Annotated in this window: 16 protein-coding genes and 3 rRNA genes; 8 read left to right on the top strand and 11 right to left on the bottom strand. The window is 71.6% G+C overall.

All coding sequences use genetic code 11. The features are described from left to right. Positions 1-28: 28 nt before the first annotated feature. The 5 genes from rrf to ACWIX3_RS05040 all read right to left on the bottom strand — a co-directional run bounded on the left by rrf (position 29) and on the right by ACWIX3_RS05040 (position 9,198). A 5S ribosomal RNA gene (gene rrf, locus ACWIX3_RS05060) occupies positions 29-145 on the bottom strand. 139 nt (positions 146-284) lie between these two features. Then, positions 285-3,419, bottom strand: a 23S ribosomal RNA gene (locus ACWIX3_RS05055). A 559-nt stretch (positions 3,420-3,978) separates the two neighbouring features. After that, positions 3,979-5,502: ribosomal RNA gene (locus ACWIX3_RS05050) — 16S ribosomal RNA — on the bottom strand. Together the 16S, 23S and 5S rRNA genes form the textbook arrangement of a ribosomal RNA operon. Positions 5,503-6,244: 742 nt before the next feature. Next, entirely contained in the window at positions 6,245-6,868 is a 624-nt protein-coding gene (locus ACWIX3_RS05045) for an alpha-ketoglutarate-dependent dioxygenase AlkB (RefSeq protein ID WP_448610985.1), read from the bottom strand. A 110-nt stretch (positions 6,869-6,978) separates the two neighbouring features. Then, positions 6,979-9,198: a DEAD/DEAH box helicase gene (locus tag ACWIX3_RS05040; RefSeq protein WP_448610984.1), complete on the bottom strand. Its 2,220-nt coding sequence runs from the start codon at positions 9,196-9,198 to the stop codon at positions 6,979-6,981. 81 nt (positions 9,199-9,279) lie between these two features. On the opposite strand from ACWIX3_RS05040, the gene ACWIX3_RS05035 reads away from it, so the two are divergent. The 4 genes from ACWIX3_RS05035 (at position 9,280) to ACWIX3_RS05020 (ending at position 13,678) form a co-directional block, all read left to right on the top strand. Then, positions 9,280-10,098 (top strand): PHP domain-containing protein, encoded by an 819-nt coding sequence (locus ACWIX3_RS05035; RefSeq protein WP_448612439.1) that lies wholly within the window; start codon positions 9,280-9,282, stop codon positions 10,096-10,098. Between the two features lie 45 nt (positions 10,099-10,143). After that, entirely contained in the window at positions 10,144-11,184 is a 1,041-nt protein-coding gene (locus ACWIX3_RS05030) for a carbamate kinase (protein ID WP_448610983.1), read from the top strand. Positions 11,185-11,188: 4 nt separating this feature from the next. After that, a complete protein-coding gene (gene bar, locus ACWIX3_RS05025; RefSeq protein ID WP_448610982.1) occupies positions 11,189-12,292 on the top strand; it encodes a barbiturase in 1,104 nt (367 codons plus the stop codon). A gap of 129 nt (positions 12,293-12,421) precedes the next feature. Further along, the gene (locus ACWIX3_RS05020; protein WP_448610981.1) at positions 12,422-13,678 is read left to right on the top strand and encodes a Cache 3/Cache 2 fusion domain-containing protein; all 1,257 of its coding nucleotides are present in this window, start codon (positions 12,422-12,424) and stop codon (positions 13,676-13,678) included. Positions 13,679-13,682: 4 nt separating this feature from the next. On the opposite strand, the gene ACWIX3_RS05015 is transcribed toward ACWIX3_RS05020, so the two are convergent. Genes ACWIX3_RS05015 through rpsD form a run of 3 tightly spaced genes read right to left on the bottom strand, consistent with a single transcriptional unit; the run spans position 13,683 to position 15,151 of the window. Continuing rightward, positions 13,683-13,970, bottom strand: coding sequence for a Dabb family protein (locus ACWIX3_RS05015; protein WP_448610980.1), 288 nt, complete (start codon positions 13,968-13,970; stop codon positions 13,683-13,685). 36 nt (positions 13,971-14,006) lie between these two features. Further along, positions 14,007-14,531 carry an RNA 2'-phosphotransferase gene (locus tag ACWIX3_RS05010; RefSeq protein ID WP_448610979.1) on the bottom strand — a complete coding sequence of 175 codons (525 nt, stop codon included), beginning with the start codon at positions 14,529-14,531 and terminating at the stop codon, positions 14,007-14,009. Between the two features lie 17 nt (positions 14,532-14,548). After that, a complete protein-coding gene (gene rpsD, locus ACWIX3_RS05005) occupies positions 14,549-15,151 on the bottom strand; it encodes a 30S ribosomal protein S4 (RefSeq protein WP_448610978.1) in 603 nt (200 codons plus the stop codon). 91 nt (positions 15,152-15,242) lie between these two features. Here rpsD and ACWIX3_RS05000 point away from each other — a divergent pair, with 91 nt between their 5' ends. Further along, positions 15,243-15,968: a DUF2470 domain-containing protein gene (locus ACWIX3_RS05000; RefSeq protein WP_448610977.1), complete on the top strand. Its 726-nt coding sequence runs from the start codon at positions 15,243-15,245 to the stop codon at positions 15,966-15,968. A gap of 9 nt (positions 15,969-15,977) precedes the next feature. Here the strand turns inward: ACWIX3_RS05000 and ACWIX3_RS04995 are convergent, their stop codons facing one another. Next, positions 15,978-16,616, bottom strand: a complete 639-nt coding sequence (locus ACWIX3_RS04995) for a TetR/AcrR family transcriptional regulator (RefSeq protein ID WP_448610976.1) — start codon at positions 16,614-16,616, stop codon at positions 15,978-15,980. Between the two features lie 79 nt (positions 16,617-16,695). On the opposite strand from ACWIX3_RS04995, the gene ACWIX3_RS04990 reads away from it, so the two are divergent. Next, entirely contained in the window at positions 16,696-17,415 is a 720-nt protein-coding gene (locus ACWIX3_RS04990; RefSeq protein ID WP_448610975.1) for a DUF998 domain-containing protein, read from the top strand. A 60-nt stretch (positions 17,416-17,475) separates the two neighbouring features. On the opposite strand, the gene ACWIX3_RS04985 is transcribed toward ACWIX3_RS04990, so the two are convergent. Continuing rightward, positions 17,476-18,876 carry a DUF1116 domain-containing protein gene (locus tag ACWIX3_RS04985; protein ID WP_448610974.1) on the bottom strand — a complete coding sequence of 467 codons (1,401 nt, stop codon included), beginning with the start codon at positions 18,874-18,876 and terminating at the stop codon, positions 17,476-17,478. Next, positions 18,873-20,345 carry an FdrA family protein gene (locus ACWIX3_RS04980; RefSeq protein ID WP_448610973.1) on the bottom strand — a complete coding sequence of 491 codons (1,473 nt, stop codon included), beginning with the start codon at positions 20,343-20,345 and terminating at the stop codon, positions 18,873-18,875. The genes ACWIX3_RS04985 and ACWIX3_RS04980 overlap by 4 nt, the downstream gene beginning before the upstream one ends. Before the next feature lie 174 nt (positions 20,346-20,519). On the opposite strand from ACWIX3_RS04980, the gene ACWIX3_RS04975 reads away from it, so the two are divergent. Next, positions 20,520-21,995 (top strand): uracil-xanthine permease family protein, encoded by a 1,476-nt coding sequence (locus ACWIX3_RS04975; protein ID WP_448610972.1) that lies wholly within the window; start codon positions 20,520-20,522, stop codon positions 21,993-21,995. Continuing rightward, positions 21,992-22,870 (top strand): FAD binding domain-containing protein, encoded by an 879-nt coding sequence (locus ACWIX3_RS04970; protein WP_448610971.1) that lies wholly within the window; start codon positions 21,992-21,994, stop codon positions 22,868-22,870. Before ACWIX3_RS04975 ends, ACWIX3_RS04970 begins: the two co-directional genes overlap by 4 nt. Positions 22,871-22,893 lie beyond the last annotated feature (23 nt).

The following is a 22,893-nucleotide window of genomic DNA, read 5'->3' as shown; positions in this document are numbered from 1 at the left end:
GTGGCTCCGACCCCCGTTCGGGACGGTTGTCCGGCGGCGTCCTACTCTCCCACCCCGTCTCCAGGGCAGTACCATCGGCGCTGAGAGGCTTAGCTTCCGGGTTCGGAATGGAACCGGGCGTTTCCCTCTCGCCATGGCCGCCGTAACACTGCGAACTTCCCGACCCCGGGGCGCCCCGCGGATGCGGGGTGGGGTTGGTGCGTTCAGAACCGCACAGTGGACGCGTGACATCTGCTTCTGGGCACGACCGGCCCCCGAACAGCGGTGGGGGGTGGTGTAGTCGTGTGGTCAAGCCCTCGGCCTGTTAGTACCGGTCAGCTCCACACCTTGCGGTGCTTCCACTTCCGGCCTATCAACCCGCTGGTCTGGGCGGGGGCCTTACCCGGTTGATCCGGTGAGAGACCTCATCTTGAAGCGAGCTTCCCGCTTAGATGCTTTCAGCGGTTATCCCTGCCGAACGTAGCCAACCAGCAGTGCACCTGGCGGTACAACTGGCACACCAGAGGTTCGTCCGTCCCGGTCCTCTCGTACTAGGGACAGCTCTTCGCAAGTCTCTTACGCGCACGGCGGATAGGGACCGAACTGTCTCACGACGTTCTAAACCCAGCTCGCGTACCGCTTTAATGGGCGAACAGCCCAACCCTTGGGACCTACTCCAGCCCCAGGATGCGACGAGCCGACATCGAGGTGCCAAACCATCCCGTCGATATGGACTCTTGGGGAAGATCAGCCTGTTATCCCCGGGGTACCTTTTATCCGTTGAGCGACACCGCTTCCACATGCCGGTGCCGGGTCACTAGTCCCAGCTTTCGCTCCTGCTCGACCCGTCGGTCTCACAGTCAAGCTCCCTTGTGCACTTGCACTCGACACCTGATTGCCAACCAGGCTGAGGGAACCTTTGGGCGCCTCCGTTACATTTTGGGAGGCAACCGCCCCAGTTAAACTACCCACCTGACACTGTTCCTGATCCGGATCACGGACCGAGGTTAGACATCCAATTCGACCAGAGTGGTATTTCAACGGCGACTCCATCCACACTGGCGTGCGGACTTCACAGTCTCCCACCTATCCTACACAAGCCGAACCGAACACCAATATCAAGCTGTAGTGAAGGTCCCGGGGTCTTTCCGTCCTGCCGCGCGTAACGAGCATCTTTACTCGTAGTGCAATTTCGCCGAGCCTGTGGTTGAGACAGCTGAGAAGTCGTTACGCCATTCGTGCAGGTCGGAACTTACCCGACAAGGAATTTCGCTACCTTAGGATGGTTATAGTTACCACCGCCGTTTACTGGCGCTTGAGTTCTGAGCTTCGCACACGAACGTGCACTAACCCGTCCCCTTAACGTTCCAGCACCGGGCAGGCGTCAGTCCGTATACATCGTCTTACGACTTCGCACGGACCTGTGTTTTTAGTAAACAGTCGCTTCTCACTGGTCTCTGCGGCCGCCCACCGCTGCCGCACGCTAGGTGCTTGACGGTCAACGGCCCCCCTTCTCCCGAAGTTACGGGGGCATTTTGCCGAGTTCCTTAACCACAGTTCGCTCGATCGCCTCGGTATTCTCTACCTGACCACCTGAGTTGGTTTGGGGTACGGGCCGCTCGGAACTCGCTAGAGGCTTTTCTCGGCAGCATAGGATCATCCCATTCACCGCAATCGGCTATGCGTCAGGCCTCACCCACGTGTGGAACGGATTTACCTGCTCCACGGGCCACACCCTTGCACCGGTACTACCACTCACCGGTAGGACTACCTTCCTGCGTCACCCCATCGCTTGCCTACTACCAGTCCGGGCCCCCAGCTCCACCGCCGGGCCCACAAGTGGGCCCACCGGCTTCGGTGGGTTAGCATCGCTGGGTTCGGCATGGGCGTTCCTTCGCGGGTACGGGAATATCAACCCGTTGTCCATCGACTACGCCTGTCGGCCTCGCCTTAGGTCCCGACTCACCCTGGGCGGATTAGCCTGGCCCAGGAACCCTTGGTCTTCCGGCGGGGGAGGTTCTCACTCCCCTCTCGCTACTCATGCCTGCATTCTCACTCGCGTGGCGTCCACGGCTGGATTCCTCCGCCGCTTCACCCGCCACACGACGCTCCCCTACCCACCCCGCCACCTGGCCGGCACCCGAGGGTGCCGACGGGCGAACGGCGGAGTGCCACGGCTTCGGCGGTGTGCTTGAGCCCCGCTACATTGTCGGCGCGGAACCACTTGACCAGTGAGCTATTACGCACTCTTTCAAGGATGGCTGCTTCTAAGCCAACCTCCTGGTTGTCTCTGCGATCCCACATCCTTTTCCACTTAGCACACGCTTAGGGGCCTTAGCCGATGATCTGGGCTGTTTCCCTCTCGACTACGAACCTTATCGCCCGCAGTCTCACTGCCGCGCTCTCACTTACCGGCATTCGGAGTTTGGTTGACGTCAGTAACCTTGTGGGGCCCATCGGCCATCCAGTGCTCTACCTCCGGCAAGAAACACGCGACGCTGCACCTAAATGCATTTCGGGGAGAACCAGCTATCACCGAGTTTGATTGGCCTTTCACCCCTACCCACAGCTCATCCCCCAGGTTTTCAACCCTGGTGGGTTCGGTCCTCCACGCGGTCTTACCCGCGCTTCAACCTGGCCATGGGTAGATCACTCGGCTTCGGGTCTAGAGCACGCGACTCACACGCCCTGTTCGGACTCGCTTTCGCTACGGCTACCCCTCACGGGTTAACCTCGCCACGTACCACTAACTCGCAGGCTCATTCTTCAAAAGGCACGCAATCACCGCCGCACCCCGAAGGTGCGCTTGCACGGCTCTCACGGCTTGTAGGCACACGGTTTCAGGTACTATTTCACTCCCCTCCCGGGGTACTTTTCACCTTTCCCTCACGGTACTCGTCCGCTATCGGTCACCAGGGAGTATTCAGGCTTAGCGGGTGGTCCCGCCGGATTCACACCGAATTTCACGGGCTCGGTGCTACTTGGGAAACACGTTCGGGAGGTGCAGCGTTTTCGTGTACGGGGCTCTCACCCTCTACGGCGACCCCTTCCAGAGGCCTTCCACTAACGACAGCACTTTCTCACTCCCTCGCCAGCCGGCAGACTGGCGCGAACGGTCCCACGACCCCGCTTCCACAACCCCTGCCGGGTATCACATGGAAACGGTTTAGCCTCATCCGCTTTCGCTCGCCACTACTCACGGAATCACGGTTGTTTTCTCTTCCTGTGGGTACTGAGATGTTTCACTTCCCCACGTTCCCTCCACACGCCCTATGTGTTCAGGCGCGGGTCACACCACATGACTGGTGCGGGGTTCCCCCATTCGGACATCCTCGGATCAACGCTCGGTTGGCAGCTCCCCGAGGCTTATCGCAGCCTCCTACGTCCTTCATCGGCTCCTGGTGCCCAGGCATCCACCGTGTGCCCTTAACAACTTGGCCACACCACTACAACACACCCCACGCACACCCCGACCCCCACCGGCCGCTCCACTCCTCCACGCGGGAAGAACGAAACGACCACGGCAGAAGACCTGCGGATGTCACGCGGGCCTGCAATCAAAGAAGATGCTCGCGTCCACTGTGCAGTTCTCAACGACCAACCGGCCACCACCCGGTGCTGCGCCCCGCCGAACCCCACCCCACCCCCGCGAACAACGCAGGAGCGACGGCGAGTGGTACGAGGACCCGGGCGGCCCCGACCGAGACAACACACCCCCACCCGGCGCACCGCGCCGGCCTCCGGGGGTCCGCTCCCTCAGGACCCAACAGCGTGCCTACGACCCCGCACCCGCCACCGACCCCGTTCCCCGCACACCCCACCAGGAGGCATGCCGTACTAGGAGCCGGCAACAAGCCGGCGGCCGAACTGGTCAGCGTTCCACCCTCGAGCACCACCCCAGCAACCCGCGACCGCTCCGACCGGAGCGACCATCCCGTGCTGAGCGCGGCTCTGCACCACCGGCCCCGATCCGGGACCCGGCGGCGAGATGCTCCTTAGAAAGGAGGTGATCCAGCCGCACCTTCCGGTACGGCTACCTTGTTACGACTTCGTCCCAATCGCCGATCCCGCCTTCGACGGCTCCCTCCCACCAGGGGTTGGGCCACCGGCTTCGGGCGTTACCGACTTTCGTGACGTGACGGGCGGTGTGTACAAGGCCCGGGAACGTATTCACCGCAGCGTTGCTGATCTGCGATTACTAGCGACTCCAACTTCATGGGGTCGAGTTGCAGACCCCAATCCGAACTGAGACCGGCTTTTTGGGATTCGCTCCACCTCGCGGTATCGCAGCCCTTTGTACCGGCCATTGTAGCATGTTTGCAGCCCTAGACATAAGGGGCATGATGATTTGACGTCATCCCCACCTTCCTCCGAGTTGACCCCGGCAGTCTCCCATGAGTCCCCACCACTACGTGCTGGCAACATGGAACGAGGGTTGCGCTCGTTGCGGGACTTAACCCAACATCTCACGACACGAGCTGACGACAACCATGCACCACCTGTGCACGACGCCAAAGGCACCCCGCATCTCTGCGAGATTTCCGTGCATGTCAAGCCTAGGTAAGGTTCTTCGCGTTGCATCGAATTAAGCAACATGCTCCGCCGCTTGTGCGGGCCCCCGTCAATTCCTTTGAGTTTTAGCCTTGCGGCCGTACTCCCCAGGCGGGGCGCTTAATGCGTTAGCTGCGGCACGGAGACCGTGGAATGGCCCCCACACCTAGCGCCCAACGTTTACGGCGTGGACTACCAGGGTATCTAATCCTGTTCGCTCCCCACGCTTTCGCTCCTCAGCGTCAGTTGTTGCCCAGAGACCCGCCTTCGCCACCGGTGTTCCTCCTGATATCTGCGCATTTCACCGCTACACCAGGAATTCCAGTCTCCCCTGCAACACTCAAGTCTGCCCGTATCGACTGCAGGCCCGGAGTTGAGCTCCGGGTTTTCACAGCCGACGCGACAAACCGCCTACGAGCTCTTTACGCCCAATAATTCCGGACAACGCTTGCACCCTACGTATTACCGCGGCTGCTGGCACGTAGTTGGCCGGTGCTTCTTCTGCAGGTACCGTCACCTCACGGCTTCGTCCCTGCTGAAAGAGGTTTACAACCCGAAGGCCGTCATCCCCCACGCGGCGTCGCTGCGTCAGGCTTCCGCCCATTGCGCAATATTCCCCACTGCTGCCTCCCGTAGGAGTCTGGGCCGTGTCTCAGTCCCAGTGTGGCCGGTCACCCTCTCAGGCCGGCTACCCGTCGTCGCCTTGGTAGGCCACTACCCCACCAACAAGCTGATAGGCCGCGGGCCCATCCCCAGCCGGAAACCCTTTCCACCACCAGACCATGCGGTCAGCGGTCATATCCGGTATTAGCCCCAATTTCTTGGAGTTATCCCAGAGCCGGAGGCAGGTTGCCCACGTGTTACTCACCCGTTCGCCACTGATCCCCATCCGAAGACGGTTCACCGTTCGACTTGCATGTGTTAAGCACGCCGCCAGCGTTCGTCCTGAGCCAGGATCAAACTCTCCGTAGATGCTTGACATCCCGGCCTGACAGACCAAGAGCTGACACTCTCGTACATCCATCAACCCAAAGAAACCCACAAAAAAGGGGTTGTTACTTGGCACTGACTTTCGGCACGCTGTTGAGTTCTCAAGGAGCGGACGCGCTCGTACTCCAGCCTTTCGGCCTTCGTTCGAGGCGGTGTTCCCCACTGTACACCGCGCTCCGCATCGGTCGGACCTCGGGGGTTCGTCCGGCGGTTTCCCAGGCTTGCGGCCCGGTCTGTTCTCGCTCGGTGCAGGAAGAACCATACACGACTCGCGGAGGCCCTGCAGGGGGGTCCGCGGAGGTCCGTCCCCCCACCGATGCCCTGTCGCCAGGGCATCGGCGTCCGCCGGGATCAGCCCGTGGGCCGGCCTCGAGGGACACCAGGGTCGACGTCGCCCGCCGCGCCCTGCTCCCCACGCCGGTCGCTGTGCATCACGGGACCGGTGCAGGAGTCGGGCGGCGGTCGGGCGACCCGTTGCCGGAGCCGGCGCCGAGCCCCTCGTCCGCCTCCCGCCACATCCGCTCCGCGTCATGGAGTCGGGGGCGGGCAACCGGCCGGTGTGGGCGGCGGTGTCCCGGCACCCGGCATGAACGCGACGTCCGGCCGCCGGCTTCCTTCCGTACCCGTGGTCGCCGTCACGGTGCGGCACCCCGGCGCCCCGCGTGTCAGGCAACCCCCCGTACCCGTGGTCGCCGTCACGGTGCGGCACCCGGCGCCCCGTGTGTCAGGCGACCCCGCGGGGCCGGAACTGGACGCTCACCCGGGGACCCACCGGCTTGGCCGTCTTCGGGATGCAGTGCTCCCACGTCCGCTGGCACGACCCGCCCATCACGACCAGGTCGCCGTGGCCCAGGGGGAACCGCAGACCCTCGCCACCGCCGACCGGACGGAGCAGCAGCGGCCGCGGTGACCCGAAGGACACGATCGCCACCATCGTGTCGGCGCTGCGGCCGCGGCCGAGCCGGTCCCCGTGCCAGGCGACGCTGTCGCGGCCGTCGCGGTACAAGCACATGCCCGCGCTGACGAACGACTCGCCGAGCTCGGGTCCGTAGTGCGCGTCCAGTGCGTCCCGGGCCTCGGTGAGGAGGGGGTGGGGCAGCGGCTCGCCGCCGCCGTACCACCGCAGCAGGCGGGGGACGGCGACCTCGCGCTCGTACATCTGCCGCCGGTCGGCCCGCCAGCCGATGTCGCCGAGCAGCACGTCGAGGACCTCGTCGGACCCCTGGACCCAGCCGGGCAGGTGGTCGACCCAGGCGCCGTGGCTGAGGTGGTGCCGGGTGACCGAGAGCGGCCCGAGCGTGGCCTCCTCGGCGAGGTCCCACATCGACGGCTGGTGCGCGAGCGACATGGCGGCAGGCTACGCTGGATCGAACCTGTGTACGAGTGCCTACGGCGTGCGCGGTTCCTCCCGAGGAGGCCCGTCCCGGGTCCCACCCGAGGTCGCGAGAGGGGCCTTCTTCAGGCGGTGAGCGCCAGCGCGAAGGGCAGCACGCGCGAGGCCCCGGCCAGTCGCAGCTCCCGGCCGGCGACGGTCATCGTCCAGCGCGAGTCGGCGAGGTCGTCGACGAGGAGCACCGGCACCGGACCGAGTTCGGCCAGCCGCTCGCGCAGCTCCGGGCCGACGACGATGCGCTGCCACACGCCGGCGAGCCGGAAGGCGCTGTTCCCGCCGGGCTGCCCGGTCGGGCCGCCGTGCGCGAGGGACAGCTCCCCGAGGTAGGGCAGCTGGCCCAGCCCCGCCAGTCCCCGCGCCAGTCCGGTGACGAGGCGCGGCCGGCGGCGGGAGGGGACGGCGACCACCCCGGCCGGGCGCTCTGCCCAGTCCCAGGCGGCGAGCACCCGGGCGCACGCCCGCAGCAACTCCGCGTCCGGGGGGACGTCCGAGGGTGCCCGCCGCACCGGCACGTCGAACGCGGCGTCCGGGTCCTCCTCCAGGCCCGGGGCCTCGAGGTCGACCACCCCGCCGACGCCGTCGTCGCCCAGCAGGCCGCGCAGTCGCTGGCCCCAGCCCAGGTCGGTGAGCCGGGCGACGGCCCGGCCGGGGTCGAGCTGCTCGCCCGGGGCGATCCTGCCCTTGACCTCGACGCCTAGCCGGTCGGCGCCGGTCGGCCACTGCGCGCGCGGCGCGAGCTCCACGCCGGGTCGGTCGAGCGCGGCGGAGGCGGCCTGGGCGGCACCCTCCGGGACGTCGGTGGAGTACCAGGGGCCCGCGCAGACGTCGCAGCGGCCGCAGGGCGCAGCGGTCGGGTCGTCGAGGGACTCCTGGAGGAAGGCCATGCGGCACTGCGCCTCGTCGACCGGGCGCGCGTAGGCGATCATGGCCCGCTGCTCGGCCTCCCGGGTGCGGGTCACGCGGGCGTAGCGGTCGGCGTCGTACACCCACGGCCGACCGGTGGACCGCCAGCCGCCCTGCACCCGCTCGACCGCGCCGTCGACGGCGAGCACCTTGAGCAGCAGCTCCAGCCGGGAGCGGCGGACGTCGGCCACCGTCTCGAGCCGTGCCACCGACCACGCCTTCCCGTCGGCCATCGCGGACAGCACCGCGGCGGCGTGGTCCTCCCGCGGCATGGAGGAGGTGGCGAACCACTGCCAGATCGCGAGGTCCTCGGGGCCGGGGAGCAGCAGCACGTCGGCGTGCTCGACGGCGCGGCCGGCGCGGCCCACCTGCTGGTAGTAGCTGACCGGCGACGACGGCGCCCCCAGGTGGACGACGAAGCCGAGGTCGGGCTTGTCGAAGCCCATGCCCAGCGCCGAGGTCGCCACGAGCGCCTTGACCCGGTTCTCCCGCAGCGCCTCCTCGGCGTCCTTGCGGTCGGCGTCGTCGAGCCGGCCGGTGTAGGCGCGCACCTCGTGGCCGGCGTCGCGCAGCAAGGCGGCGGTCTCCTCGGCGGCGGCCACGGTGAGCGTGTAGACGATGCCGCTGCCCGGCAGGTCGCCGAGGTGGGCGGCGAGCCACGCCAGCCGCGCCCGGTCCGTGGGCAGCCGGAGCACGCCGAGGCGCAGCGAGTCGCGGGCCAGGGGACCGCGCACCGTCGTCACATCCACGCCACCGGCGCCGAGCTGCTCGGCGACGTCGGCGACCACGCGCTCGTTGGCCGTGGCGGTGGTGGCGAGCACCGGCGTCCCGGCCGGGAGGGTGCCCAGCAGGTCGCGGATGCGGCGGTAGTCCGGGCGGAAGTCGTGGCCCCAGTCGGAGACGCAGTGCGCCTCGTCGACGACGAGCAGGCCGCACCGGGCGACCAACCCCGGCAGCTGCTCCTCGCGGAAGCGCGGGTTGGTCAGCCGCTCCGGGGAGACGAGCAGGACGTCGACCTCGTCGGCGGCCAGGGCCGCCGCGACGTCGTCCCACTCGGTGGCGTTGGCACTGGAGATCTCGACGGCGCGGATCCCGGCGCGCGCCGCCGCGGCGACCTGGTCGCGCATCAGCGCGAGCAGCGGGCTGACCAGCAGCGTGGGGCCGGCGCCGCGCCGGCGCAGCAGCGCGGTGGAGACGAAGTAGACCGCCGACTTGCCCCACCCGGTGCGCTGCACCACCAGGGCCCGCTCGGAGCGCTCGACCAGCGCGGCGACGGCGGCGTCCTGGCCCTCGCGGAAGACCGCGTCGGGACGGCCGGTCAGCTCGCGGAGGACCTGGAGGGCCTCGGTGGCGAGGTCGGCGGACGGCGCGGCGGTGGTCATGGTTCCCGACAGTAGGCAGCGGGAGCGACAGGACCGGCCGCCGCGCGCACCCTGGGGACGGAGAGGGAGGATCCACAGGTGATGCGACCGCCGGACAACCACGTGCACACCAGGTGGTCCTGGGACACCGCCGACTCCTCCACGATGGTGCGCGTCTGCGAGCGGGCGGTCGACCGGGGCCTGCCCGCCATCGCCTTCACCGAGCACCTCGACTTCACGACCTGGACGCCGGAGGACCGCGCCACCGCCGACGGGCTGGTCGACCGGCACGCCTCCCGGCACCTGCCCATCGACGTCGAGGGGTACTTCGCCGAGCTCGAGGAGTGCCGCGAGCGCTTTCCCGAGCTGCGGATCTGGTCGGGCGTGGAGACCGGGGAGCCGCACCTGTTCGCCGCCAGCGTCGCCGCCCACCTGCGGAACTCCCCCGTCGACCGGGTGCTGGGCTCGCTGCACTCGCTGAGCCAGGACGGCCGGCTCTACGGCGTGGGCCGGCTGCTCTATCCCGACCCCGACACGACGATGCGCCGATACCTGGCCGAGGTCGTCGACATGGTCGAGACCAGCGACGTGTTCGAGGTCCTCGCGCACGTCGACTTCCCGCGGCGGTACTGGCCCGGCGGCAGCGACCGGTACGCGGAGAAGGATTTCGAGGAGGAGTACCGCGCGGTGTTCCGGGCGCTGGCTGGCACCGGCCGGGCGCTCGAGGTGAACACGACCAGCCCGATGGCCTCCGTCGACCAGGTGCGCTGGTTCCACGAGGAGGGCGGCGAGGCGATCAGCTTCGGCAGCGACGCCCACCAGCCGGCCGGCGTCGGCCAGTACTTCGACCTCGCGGTGGACGTCGTGGAGGCCGCCGGCTTCCGGCCCGGACGGGACGCCTTCGACTTCTGGCGCAGATGACGGATTTACTTCAGCGCTGAGAGAACGACGGCTACGGTTCGCAGGGTGACCTCCGGCCGCGTCGTGATCGCCCTCGGGGGCAACGCGATGACCGGCCCGGACGGCTCGGCCACGCCCGGCGCGCAGCGCGAGGCGATCGCCGCGGCCTGCCGGCACGTGGCGGCGGTCGTGGCCACCGGCGTCCCCGTGGTGCTGACGCACGGCAACGGGCCGCAGGTGGGCAACCTGCTGGTGAAGAACGAGCTCGCCGCGCACGAGGTCCCGCCGGTGCCGCTGGACTGGTGCGTCGCGCAGACCCAGGCGACCATCGGCTTCACGCTGACCGACGAGCTCGACGCCGCCCTGGCCGCGCGCGGCCTGCCGCAGCGCACCGCCGCCCTGGTCACCCGAACGCTCGTCGACGCCGACGACCCGCACTTCCGTGAGCCCTCCAAGCCGGTCGGCCGGTTCCTCCCGCGCGAGCAGGCCGAGCGCTCGATGGCCCACGGGCAGGTGTGGGAGGACCGCGGCGAGCGCGGCTGGCGGCGGGTCGTCGCCTCGCCCGAGCCGCAGCGCGTGGTCGACGTGCCGGCCGTCGAGGCGCTGCTCGCGGCCGGGTTCGTCGTGGTGTGCGCCGGCGGGGGCGGCGTCCCTGTGGTGGACGATTCCGTCGACCCCACCCGCCCCGGCGGGGCGCTGCGCGGCGTCGAGGCCGTCGTCGACAAGGACCTCACCGCCGCGCTGCTGGCCCGCGAGCTGCACGCCGGGACGCTGGTGATCGCGACCGACGTCCCCCAGGTGCTCGTCGGGTACGGCACCCCCGCCGCCCGGCCGCTTGGCCGGGTCACCCCCGCCGAGCTGCGCGCGCACGCCGCGGCCGGCGAGTTCCCCCGCGGCTCCATGGGCCCCAAGGTCGAGGCCGCGCTGCGCTTCGTCGAGTCGTCGGGCCCCGGCCACCCCGCCCGCGCCGTCGTCACGTCCCTGGAGCACATCGCCGACGCCGTCACGAGGGACGACGTCGGCACCGTCCTGCAGAAGGACCCTCCTGCTCCCCACCGTGGGAGGACCCTGCAGGAGGGCCACCACCTCCCGACCGAGGAAGAGTGATCCAGTGCCCGCACCGATCGAGGTCCGCAAGATCCCCCTGCACAACGTCAGCGACGCCTCCGAGCTGGCGAAGCTCATCGACGACGGCGTCATGGAGGCCGACCGGGTCGTCGCCGTCATCGGCAAGACGGAGGGCAACGGCGGGATCAACGACTACACGCGGATCATCGCCGACCGGGCATTCCGCGAGGTCCTGCTCGAGAAGGGCACCCGCGCCAAGGAGGACGTCGCGCAGATCCCGATCGTGTGGTCGGGCGGCACCGACGGCGTCATCAGCCCGCACGCGACGGTCTTCGCCACGCTGCCCGAGGACGCGGTGGAGAAGACCAACGAGCCGCGGCTGACCGTGGGCTACGCGATGAGCGACGTCATCCTCCCCGAGGACATCGGCCGGCTGGCGATGGTGGAGAAGGTGGCCGAGGGCGTCCGGCGGGCGATGGCCGAGGCCGGCATCACCGACCCGGCCGACGTCCACTACGTGCAGACCAAGACGCCGCTGCTGACCATCGAGACCATCCGCGACGCCAAGGCGCGCGGCGAGGACACCTACTACGACGAGCCGCACGGCTCGATGGACCTGTCCAACGGGACGACGGCGCTGGGCGTCGCGGTGGCGCTCGGCGAGATCGAGATGCCGACGCAGGAGCAGGTCATGCGCGACCTGTCGCTGTTCTCGTCGGTGGCGTCGTGCTCGTCGGGTGTGGAGCTGGACCGGGCGCAGATCGTCGTCGTCGGCAACGCGCGCGGGCACGGTGGCGCGTACCGGATCGGCCACTCGGTGATGCGGGACGCGCTCGACCAGGACGGCATCTGGAACGCCATCCGCGACGCCGGCCTCGAGCTGCCCGAGCGGCCGCACCCCAGCGACCTCGGCGACCGGCTGGTCAACGTCTTCCTGAAGTGCGAGGCCGACCCGACCGGCTACGTCCGCGGCCGGCGCAACGCGATGCTCGACGACTCCGACGTCTTCTGGCACCGGCAGATCAAGGCGACGGTGGGCGGCGTGGCGGCGTCGGTGACCGGCGACCCGGCGGTGTTCGTGTCCGTCGCGGCGGTGCACCAGGGCCCGTCGGGCGGCGGCCCGGTGGCGGCCATCGTGAAGGCCTGAGCCGCGGGCTCACCCGCAGCGCGGCGCGTCTCACTCGGAGTGACCAGCGGTGACCTATCGTGGTGGCGCACCGAGCGCCACCCGGTTCGGCACCGGTGCTCCCCCACCCGGTCGGCGAGGAGGCGAGTGGTGCGCAGGTCGTCGGTGCAGCGGAGCGTCCTGCCCGGGCCACGGCCGGCGTCCGCGTCCGCGCCGGAGGCCCGGCCGCTCGCCGGCCGGGCGCGCCGGCGGCTCGAGCGCGAGGGCGGGGCCGACGACGCCGCCCGGCGGGCCGGGGTGCTCGCCCAGGCCAGCCGGGAGGTCTCCGACACGTCGCGGCAGGCCGCGGAGTCCCTCGCCGAGCTGCGGTCGGCGATCGGCGACATCGCGGAGCGCACGACGCACGCCTCCACCGTCGCCGAGGAGGCGGTCCGCGACGCGAAGGCCGTCGATGAGCGGATCGCGACACTGCAGGGCGCCACGGAGGCGATCACCGAGATCGTCCGGCTGCTGTCGGCCATCAGCCAGCAGAGCCGGTTCCTGGCGCTCAACGCCTACGTCGAGGCCGCCCGTGCCGGGGAGGTGGGCCGCGGCTTCGCCGTCGTCGCCGACGAGGTCAAGCAGCTCGCCGAGCGCACCGCCCGGGCTGCCGGGGACATCGGCGCCCAGGTGGAGGCGGTGCACCGGGAGACCCGCTCGGCCGTCGACGCCGTCTCGCGGATCACCACGACGCTGGGGTCGATCGCCGCGGCACAGGACACCGTCGCCGCAGCGGTCGAGCAGCAGCGGGCCGCCACCGACCGGGTCGTCGAGAGCGTCGAGCGGGCGGCCGGCGGCTCTGCCCGGATCACCGCGGCGGTCGCCGCGCTCGCCGACGACCAGCGCGAGACCTACGTCCGGCGGGCGCTGGCCGTGGCCGAGGACCTGCTCGACGAGGCCGGCGGCGTGCAGCTCGGCGACGGCCGCCGCAGGGTGACCGTGCGCGACCAGGTCACCGGGGCGAGCCGGGACGTCGAGCTGCCCGACCTGCTCCTCGGCGGCGTGCCGCTGACCCGTGACGACGACCCGCGCCGTCCCGCGCCGCTGGTCGACGACGTGGTGGCGGCAGTGGGCGGCAGCTGCACGCTGTTCCAGCGGCTGGACGGCGAGGGCAGCATGGTGCGCGCGGCCACGACCGTCGTCACGGCGCAGGGCCGGCGCAACGTCGGCAGCTACATCCCCCGCCGCAACGCCGACGGCAGCGCCAACCCGGTGCTGACCGCCGTCCTGGCCGGGCGGACCTACACCGGCGAGGCGACCGTCGCCGATCGGCCGTACTTCACCGCGTACGAGGGTCTGCACTCCGCCGGCGGCGAGCTGGTCGGGATGCTCTACGTCGGCCTGCCGCTGGACGCGCTGCCAGGCTGAGCTCTCAGGCCGAGAACTGGACCCGCGCGATCTCCTCGCAGACCGGGTCGAACATCTCGCGCCGGATGCGGTTGTGCTCGGCCTCGGTGTCGTAGGCCCGGTAGGCCCCGGCGTCGACGAAGTCGCTGGTGATGGCGAAGCTCCAGGCACCGGGGCGCAGGCCGGCGTCCAGGCCGACCCGGACGTCGACCAGCCCCTCGACGGGCAGGGCGACGATGGCGTCGAGCGCCTCCTGGACGAGGGCGGGGTCGGTGCCCGGGCGCACCCGGCCGACGACGACGTTGCGGATCACCGGCCCAGTCTGACCGGGACCGCCGGGGCCGGCCGGTCAGCCGACGACGGCGAGGAAGGCCGGCGGGACGGCGTCGACGAGCCAGACGCCGTTCGCCGAGCGGGTGAAGACCGCACCGCCCGCCGCCATCGCCGCGGCGTCCACCCGGAGGACGACCGGCCGGCCGTGGCGGGCCCCCACCCGTCGAGCCGTGACCTCGTCCGGGCTCAGGTGCACCGCGTGCCGGCGTCCGGGGCGCAGGCCCTCGGCCTCGATGGCCGGCAGGTTGCGCTCCGCCGTCCCGTGGAACAACACCGGTGGCGGCTCCTCCGCGGCGTAGCCGAGGTCGACGGCGACGCTGTGGCCCTGGCTGGCGCGGATCCGCGCGCCGGTGCCGTCGAACGCGAACCGGCGCTTGTCGTTGGTGGCGACGACGCGCTCGAGCTCCGCGCGGGTCCAGCCGAGGGCCGCGAGCAGCGCGTCGACGTCCGCCCAGCCGGCCGCGTCGAGGGTGAGCCCGATGCTGCCGGGGGCGTGGCGCAGCACGTAGGAGAGGCGCTTGCTGCGCCGGACGACGTCCACGTCCCCCGGTCCCCGGCTCAGCGGGAGTAGTGCTCGACGACGAGCTGCTCCTCGCAGACGACCGGGACCTCGTCGCGGTCGGGCACCCGCTCGACGCGGGCGACCAGGTCGGCCAGCCGCACCTCCAGGTAGGCCGGCGCGGTGGCGTGCGCACCGGAGGCTGCGACGACGAACGGCTCCTTGGTCTTCGACTTCTCGGCGATCTGCACGAAGTCGCCCGGCTCGAGCCGGTAGGAGGGGCGGTCGACGCGCTTGCCGTTGACCAGCACGTGCCGGTGGGTGACGAACTGGCGCGCCTGGTAGATGGTCCGGGCGAACCCGGCCCGCAGCACGGTCGCGTCGAGGCGGGACTCGAGGTCCTGGATCAGCGCCTCGCCGGTCTTGCCGCCGGTCCGCCGCGCGCGGTCGAAGGCGGCGCGCATCTGCGTCTCGCTGATGTCGTACTGGGCCCGCAGCCGCTGCTTCTCGCGCAGCCGGGTGGAGTAGTCGCTGTCCTTGCGGCGCTTGCGGCCGTGCTCGCCGGGCGGGTACGGCCGGCGCTCGAAGTACTCGACGGCCTTGGGCGTGAGCGGGATGCCGAGGGCGCGGCTGATCCGGACCTTGGGACGCGGGGTGTTCACGGGACCTCCAATGTTTGGTTAGGCTCACCTTATTCCAGCACGTCGACCCCGAGGGGCACCCATGACCATCGGACGCCCGAGGTCCTCTCCCGTGGACCAGGACCGCGCCCCGGACGCCGCCGAGCGGGCGCGCACGGTCGCCACCCGGCCGGCCGCCTCGGTGCAGGCCCTCGGGCTGGGCACCAGCCGGCTGCTGGCCGCGGCCACGCTGGACGACGGGCGGGTGCTGGTCGTCGTCCCCCGGTCCGGTGGGCTGGCGGCGGCGGTGCGCGAGGCCCCGGAGGGCGACCTGCCGGCCAAGGTGACGGTGACCTCGCGGTCGTCCCAGCCGCTGCGCAACCCGCTGCGGGCCCGGCTGGAGCTCTCCGGCTGGCTGACGCCGGTGCCCGCCGGGGACGAGGCCGAGCTGGCGCTGGCCTTTGCCGCGGTCCGCCCGGACGACGTCCTGCTCGACGTGGGGCTCAGCGCGACGCTGCTGCACCTCGACGTCGCCGAGGTCCTGCTGCACGAGGGCGGCGGCTGGACCGAGGTCACGCCGGAGGACTACGCCGCGGCCCGGCCCGACCCGCTGGCCGCCGCCGAGGACGACCTGATGGGCGAGCACGCCGGTCCGCTGGCCGAGCTGTGCGCCCGGGTGCAGGCGTGGGCCGGCGAGGACCCGGTGCACCTGCTCGGCCTCGACCGGCACGGGGTGCTGTTCCGGGTCGAGCCCCGCTCCGGCTGCTACGACGTGCGGACGCCGTTCCCCGCTCCGCTGGTGTCGACCGGGGAGCTGCCGGCCGCCGTCCGCAGCCTGCTCGCCTGCGTCCGCGCCTGACCACGCGGGTCAGGGGCCGTAGGCGGCGAGGAACACCTCGACACCGGCACGTGCCCTCGCCTCCAGCTCGGGTCCGTCCGGGACTGCGCCCTCACCCTCGAACATGACGTGGTCGAGCGTCGGGCCCACCACGAGGAACGCGAAGTGCTCGGCCGCCCGACGGGGTTCGGGGACGCGCAGCTGCCCGCGTCGCCCCAGGTCGGCGAAGGCCGCGGCCAGGGCGCTCACCACGCGGTCCGGCGCCCGCCGGTGGTACTCGCGGGCCAGCTCGGGGAAGCGTCCGGACTCCGCACCGGCCAGTCGGCGCAGCCGGACGACGTGCGGGCGGGTCACCGCGGCCAGGTGCCGGCGAGCGAGGTCGTGCAGCGCCCGCGTCACGTCCGGGGCCTCGTCGAGCGATGCGATGAGGTCGTCGGCGAACCGCTCCGCCGTGGCCGTGACCCCCAGGACCACCTCGGTGAAGAGCCGCTCCTTGTCGACGAAGTTGTTGTAGACGGTCTTCTTCGACACCCTCGCGCGGGCGGCGACGTCGTCGACGCTCGTGTCGACGTAGCCCCGCTCGAGGAACAGGGCGGTCGCCGCCTCCACCACAGCGGTTCGGCTGCGGACGACCCGCGGGTCGGGCGCACGGCCCCGTGCTCCGCCCATCAGCCCACCCCTGCGATGAGTTCCGCCGGCCTGCGACGTCTGAGTACTGCTGAGTGTAAGACTCTCGAGAGGCAGTCCCATGACCACGAGTGCAGTCCCCTCCTCCACCGTCCGGACCGACGGCGGCCGGATCTGCGAACGGCCGTCCGCCGTCACCCGGTCCCTGCTGGGCTACGGACCGCTGGCGGGCGCCGTGTACCTCGGGTCCGGGCTGGTCCAGGGGCTGACCCGGGACGGCTTCGACCTCACCCGGCACAGCCTGAGCCTGCTGGCGAACGGTCCGCTGGGCTGGGTCCACGTCACGACGCTCGTCCTCACGGGTCTGATGACCGTGGCCGCCGCCGTCGGTGTGCGCCGCGCCCTGGCCGGTGGGCGCGGTTCGGCCTGGGGCGCCGGGTCGCTGGCCGGCTACGGGCTGGCGCTGGTGGCCGCCGGGGCGTTCGTCGCCGACCCCGTGGACGGCTTCCCCGTGGGCACGCCGGCCGGTGCGCCGGTGGAGGTCAGCCTCTCCGGGGTGCTGCACCTGGCCGCCGGCGGCGTCGGGTTCGCCTGCCTCGTCGCGTCGGCGTGGGTGCTGGTCCGGCGGTTCGCCGCGGAGGGGCGGCACGGCTGGGCTCGCGGGTCAGCGGCCACCGGCGTGGTCGTGCTGGCCGGCTTCACGGGCGTCGCCAGCGGGTCGACGTCCTCGTGGGCGGTGCTCGGCCTGTGGACCGGCGTCGTCATCGGGTGGGCCTGGATCGCCGCGGTGTCCGTGCACCTCTACCGGCGGACGCCGCACCCCACGCGCCCGCGCGACTGAGCCCCCTCGCTGGATCCGCACCACGGGGCGCGACCCCCGCGGTGCGGATCCAGGGATCGGTCACGCTGCGGTGCGGGCCTCCTCGGCCAGCGCCTCGAGCGCCTGCTCGAAGCACTGCCGCGGCGGCTGCACCAGCCCGGCGCCCACCTGTCCGGTGCCGGCGACCCGCCCGGCCATGCCGGTGTTGATCTGCGGCAACCACCCGGTGCGCGCCACGGCGAGGACGTCGATCCCGGTCGGGGAGCCGCGGAAGCCCAGGATCGGCACCTGCATCGCCGGGTTCTCGGCCAGGGTCAGCTGGTACATCCGCTCGGTGGTGGCCAGCGCGTCGGGCACGGTGCCGCCGACGAAGCGGACGATCGCGGGGGCCGCGGCCATGGTGAAGCCGCCGACGCCGTAGGTCTCCATGATCGCGGAGTCGCCGATGTCGGGGTTGGCGTCCTCCGGGCCGTAGTCGCCCAGGTAGAGGCCGACCGGGGTGTTCGCGGGGCCGGTGAACCAGCGGTCGCCGGTGCCGGCGGTCTGGATGCCGAACTCGGTCCCGTTGCGGGACATCACCGTCACCACCGTCGAGCCGGGCACGTCCCTCGCCGCGTCCATGGCCAGCTTCGCCGTCGGCATGCCGAGGTTGAGGAAGAAGTGCTCGTTGCCGCCGATGAAGCGCAGCACCGCGGCGACGTCCGACGACGGCGCGTCCACCTCCACCACCGCCGGCGAGAGCTCGCGCAGGGTCATCAGCGAGCCGGCGCGGTTGCGGTTGTGCCCCTCGTCGCCCATCTGCAGCATCTGCGCGAGCACGGCCTTGACGTCCAGCGGCTCGGCCATCGAGCGCACCGCGGCCTGCAGCACCGGCCCGAGGACGTCGCGCATCCAGCGCAGCCGGGTGAGCACCTCCTCGTTGTAGGCGCCCATCCGCAGCACCTTGCCCAGGCCCTCGTTGAGGTTGCAGAACGCCTGACCGCCGGTGACCGGGTCCTCCAGGCACCACGTCCACATCGACGGCGAGGTCACCCCCGCCATCGGGCCGACCGCGCGGTGGTGGTGGCAGGGGTCGAGCGCGACGCCGCCGGAGGCCAGCAGCCGCTCGGCGTCCTCGACGGAGGTCGCCCAGCCCTCGAACAGGCAGGCGCCGACCAGCGCGCCCCGCAGCGGGCCGCTCGCGTCGTCCCAGCCGATCGGCGGCCCGGCGTGCAGCAGCGTGCGGTCGGGCAGGCCGAGCACGTCGCGCGCCGGCCGGACGTCGACCAGGTGCGACCCCGCGGCCACCACCCGCTCGACCGCGGTGCGGTTGGCCGCGACCCGGCGCCGGTCGAGTGCGAGGGTCGCCAGGTCGGCGGGGTCGCCGAAGGCCGGCGGGCGCCAGTCGACCTCGTGCACGTCGGCGCCCTGGGCGCGCAGCGCGGCGGAGAAGACGTCGACGCCCGCGGCCACGACCGTCGGCGTCCCGGACAGCAGGCTCATCGCGTTGCTCCCAGCAGGTCGAGTGCGTACCGCGTGGCCTGCGCGTTCGAGGCGAACACCGCCGCACCCGCCGCGGCCAGCGCGTCGGCCTGGCGCGACCAGCCCTGCGGATCGTCCTCGGTGCCGACCAGCGCGACGACGGCGGGCAGGCCGGCCGCCCGCAGGGCCGGGGCGAGGCTCGCGGCCGGGTCGGGGTCGGCGCCGTGGCCGAGGACGACGTCCATCAGCACGACCGCCGGCTCGCCGGAGGCCGCCACCCGGGCCAGCGCGTCGAGCCGCAGCGTCGGGTCGATCATCGGGTGCGCCCGGCCGACGGTGAGCGCGTCGTCGCCGAAGTCGATCACCACGTGGCCGCGGGCGGACAGGTCCGTCCCGAGGTCGAGCTCCGGGCGCAGCGGGGTGTTCGAGCGGACGTCGCCGAGCAGCGGGGCGGCCAGCAGCATCGCCTCGTCGGCGAGGGTGCCGCCGGCGTAGAGCCCCTTGAGGACGGCGCCCGGCGCGGCCGTGGCGGAGGAGGTGCGGGAGGGCCACTGCGGCACCGCGACGTCCATGTCGGCGAGCAGCGCCTCGACGGCGGCGGTGAGGTCGGGGCTCTCCGGCGACAGCGCGGCCGAGCGCACCGGAACCGACAGCTCCGCGGCTGCCTCCGCCACCGCCACCGCCACCGAGGGCGCGGGCGGCTTGGACACCAGGAGCACCCGCTCGGTGGCCGGGTCGGCGTCGAGCAGGGCCAGCGCGTCGAGCGTGGCCAGCCCGCCCACGGCCTCGGACAGGTCGCGACCGCCCACGCCGAGCACGTGCGAGACCCCGACGCCGGCCGTGTCCAGCAGGCACGACACCTGCTGGGCGCCGGTGCCCGACGCCGCGACCAGCCCGACCGGCCCGCGGCGGACCACGTTGGCGAAGCCGAGCGCCAGGCCGGAGACGATCGCCGTTCCGCAGTCGGGGCCCATGACGAGCACCCCGGCGTCGTGCGCGGCGCGCTTGAGCGCCACCTCGGACTCCACCGGGACGCCGTCGGAGAAGACCAGCACGCTGCGGCCGGCGGCGATCGCGTCGGCGGCCTCGGCGACGGCGTACTGCCCGGGGACGCTGACGACGGCCAGCGCAGGGCCGTCGTCGTCCAGTGCGTCGAGCCCTGCGCCGACGGTGCGCAGCGGAACGGCCTGCGCGGGGCCGGCCGCGCGCTCGCGGGCGGCCAGCGCGGCGTCGACGGCGGCGACCGCGGCGGCCAGCGTGTCGTCGTCCACGGCGGAGAGCGCGACGAGCAGCTGGTCGGGTGAGGCGTCGCCGGCCGGCGCCAGGCCCATGCCCGCGGCGAGCTCAAGGTTGAGCGGCGTGGCCATCGCGACGAGCACCGCGGTCACACCCTCGCGCGCGCCGACGTCGCGGCTGACCTGCATCAACCGGACGGAGTCGGCGTACACGCCGCTGCGCAGGGAGACGTGGCGGACGGGGGTCGCTGACACCCCGCCGACCGTACCGGCAGGTCTCTCAGCGGTGAGACATCGGCGCAACGACGATTTAGCACTGAGGTACTTCCGTCCTGTCGGCCGGGCGTGTCACATTGGCGCACCCTGGGTGCCGGTGACCGCCGTCCGCGGCGCCGGCCACGTCCCAGGAGCGCGGGTCGAGGAGGCGGCATGGCGTTCGGCTGGAAGCTCTACGGGGACGGGAAGACCCCGCCGCTGGGCGAGGCGGTGGCCCCGGACGAACGGCTGTCCTGGCCGCGGACCATCGGCATCGGCGCGCAGCACGTCGTCGCCATGTTCGGGGCGACGTTCGTCTTCCCGATCGTCATGGGGCTCGACCCGAACCTCGCGATCATGATGAGCGGGATCGCGACGATCATCTTCCTGCTCATCGTCAACGGGAAGGTGCCGAGCTACCTGGGCACCAGCGCCTCGTTCGTCGGCGGCGTGGTCGCCGTCCGGGCCTCCGGCGGGGACTCCTCCGACGTCGTCGGCGCGATCCTGGTCTCCGGCGTGGTGCTGGCCCTGGTCGGTGTACTGATCCACTTCGCCGGCGTGCGCTTCCTGCACGCGGTCCTGCCGCCGGCGGTCACCGGCGCGGTCGTGCTGCTGATCGGCTTCAACCTGGCCCCGGTCGTGGCCGGCATCTACTGGCCCCAGGACCAGTGGGTGGCGCTGGCGACGATGGCGTTCGTCATCGTCGCCTCGTTGCTGCTGCGGGGTTTCTGGGCCCGCATCTCGATCCTCCTCGGCCTGGTCTTCGGCTACCTGCTGTCGGTGCTCCTCGACGCGACCGCCGGCCAGATCACCTCCCCCGACGGCACCGGCACGGTGTCCACCCGCGACCGGATCAACTTCGACTCGGTGGCGCAGGCCGACTGGTTCGGCCTGCCCGACTTCATCGCGCCGTCCTTCTCGCTCAACTTCAGCCTGCTCGTGCTGCCGGCGGTCATCGCGCTGATCGCGGAGAACACCGGGCACGTCAAGGCGGTCGCCGAGATGACCAGGCGCGACCTCGACCCGTACATGGGCCGGGCCATCGCGGCCGACGGTGTGGCCACCGTCGTCGCCACCTCGGTCGGCGGCTCCCCGACCACCACCTACGCGGAGAACATCGGCGTCATGGCCGCCACCCGCGTCTACTCGACGGCGGCGTACTACGTGGCCGCGGTCGTCGCGATCCTGCTGGGCCTGTGCCCGAAGTTCGGCGCGCTGATCAACATCGTCCCGGGTGGGGTGCTCGGCGGGATCACCGTCGTCCTCTACGGGATGATCGGCCTGCTCGGCGCCAAGATCTGGAAGGAGAACCGGGTCGACTTCGCCAACCCGATCAACCTGGTGCCGCTCGCCGCGGGCATCATCATCGCGATCGGCGACGTCCAGCTCGCCTTCTCCGAGTCCTTCTCCCTCGGCGGCATCGCGCTGGGCTCGATCGTGGCGGTCGTCGGCTGGCACGTCGCCCGTGCCCTGGCGCCGGCCGAGATGAAGGCCGCGCTGCACGCGGAGCGCGAATTCGTCGGCGGCACGGGTCCGGCGCTGGGGCACACGGGTGCGCACGACTACGGTGCCGACCCCTCGTCGGTCGACGAGGTCGGCCGCCCGGGCGCGACCGGCTCGGCGACCCCCGGGGAGACCCGCTCCCGGTGAAGCCCGCCCCCTTCCGGTACGCCGACCCCCGCTCGGTGCCCGAGGCCCTCGAGGTCCTCGCCGCCGAGGAGGGCGCCAAGGTGCTGGCCGGCGGTCAGTCGCTGCTCCCGCTGCTGTCCATGCGGCTCGCGGCGCCGGCCACGCTGGTGGACCTCAACCGGGTGCCCGGCCTCGACGCCGTCGAGGCCACCGGGGACGGCGTGCGGATCGGGGCGCTGGTCCGGCACGCGGGGCTGCTGGCGCACGAGGGAGCCGCCCGGGTGCAGCCGCTGCTGGCCCGGGCGACGGCGAACGTCGCCCACCCCGCGATCCGGAACCGGGGGACGACGGTCGGCTCGATCGCACACGCCGACCCCTCCGGCGAGATGACCTCCGCGCTCGCGCTGACCGGCGGGTCGGTGACCGTGGCCGAGCCCGCCGCCGAGCGCACCGTGGATTGGTCGGACCTGTTCGTCGGCCCGCTGGAGACGTCGCTGCCATCCGCCGCGGTCGTCACCTCGGCCTTCTTCCCGGCGCTGCCCCCGCGGTCGGGCACGGCCTTCGCCGAGGTCGCCCGCCGGAAGGGCGACTACGCGGTGTGCGGCGCCGGCGTCGTCGTCACCCTCGACGAGGACCGCCGCGTCGCCGCCGTCCGTGCGTCCTACGTCTCGGTGGGACTGGTCCCCGAGGTGCACGACCTCACCGACGCCGTCGCCGGCTCGCCGGTCGAGAAGGCCGACTGGGCCGCGGCCGGTGCGCTGGCCCGCACGCTGGTCGACCCGGACGGCGACCTGCACGCCAGCGCCGACTACCGCCGCCTGCTGGTCGGCGTGCTGACCGAGCGGACGCTGGCCGATGCCGCCGCCGAAGCGACCGCGAAGGTGACGGGCGAGTGAGCATCGCCGCGTGCTGGGGGCAC

This window comes from Geodermatophilus sp. URMC 60, assembly GCF_053502585.1.
Note: the sequence above shows the minus strand (reverse complement) of the source record. Positions and strands in the feature narration are given on the sequence as shown.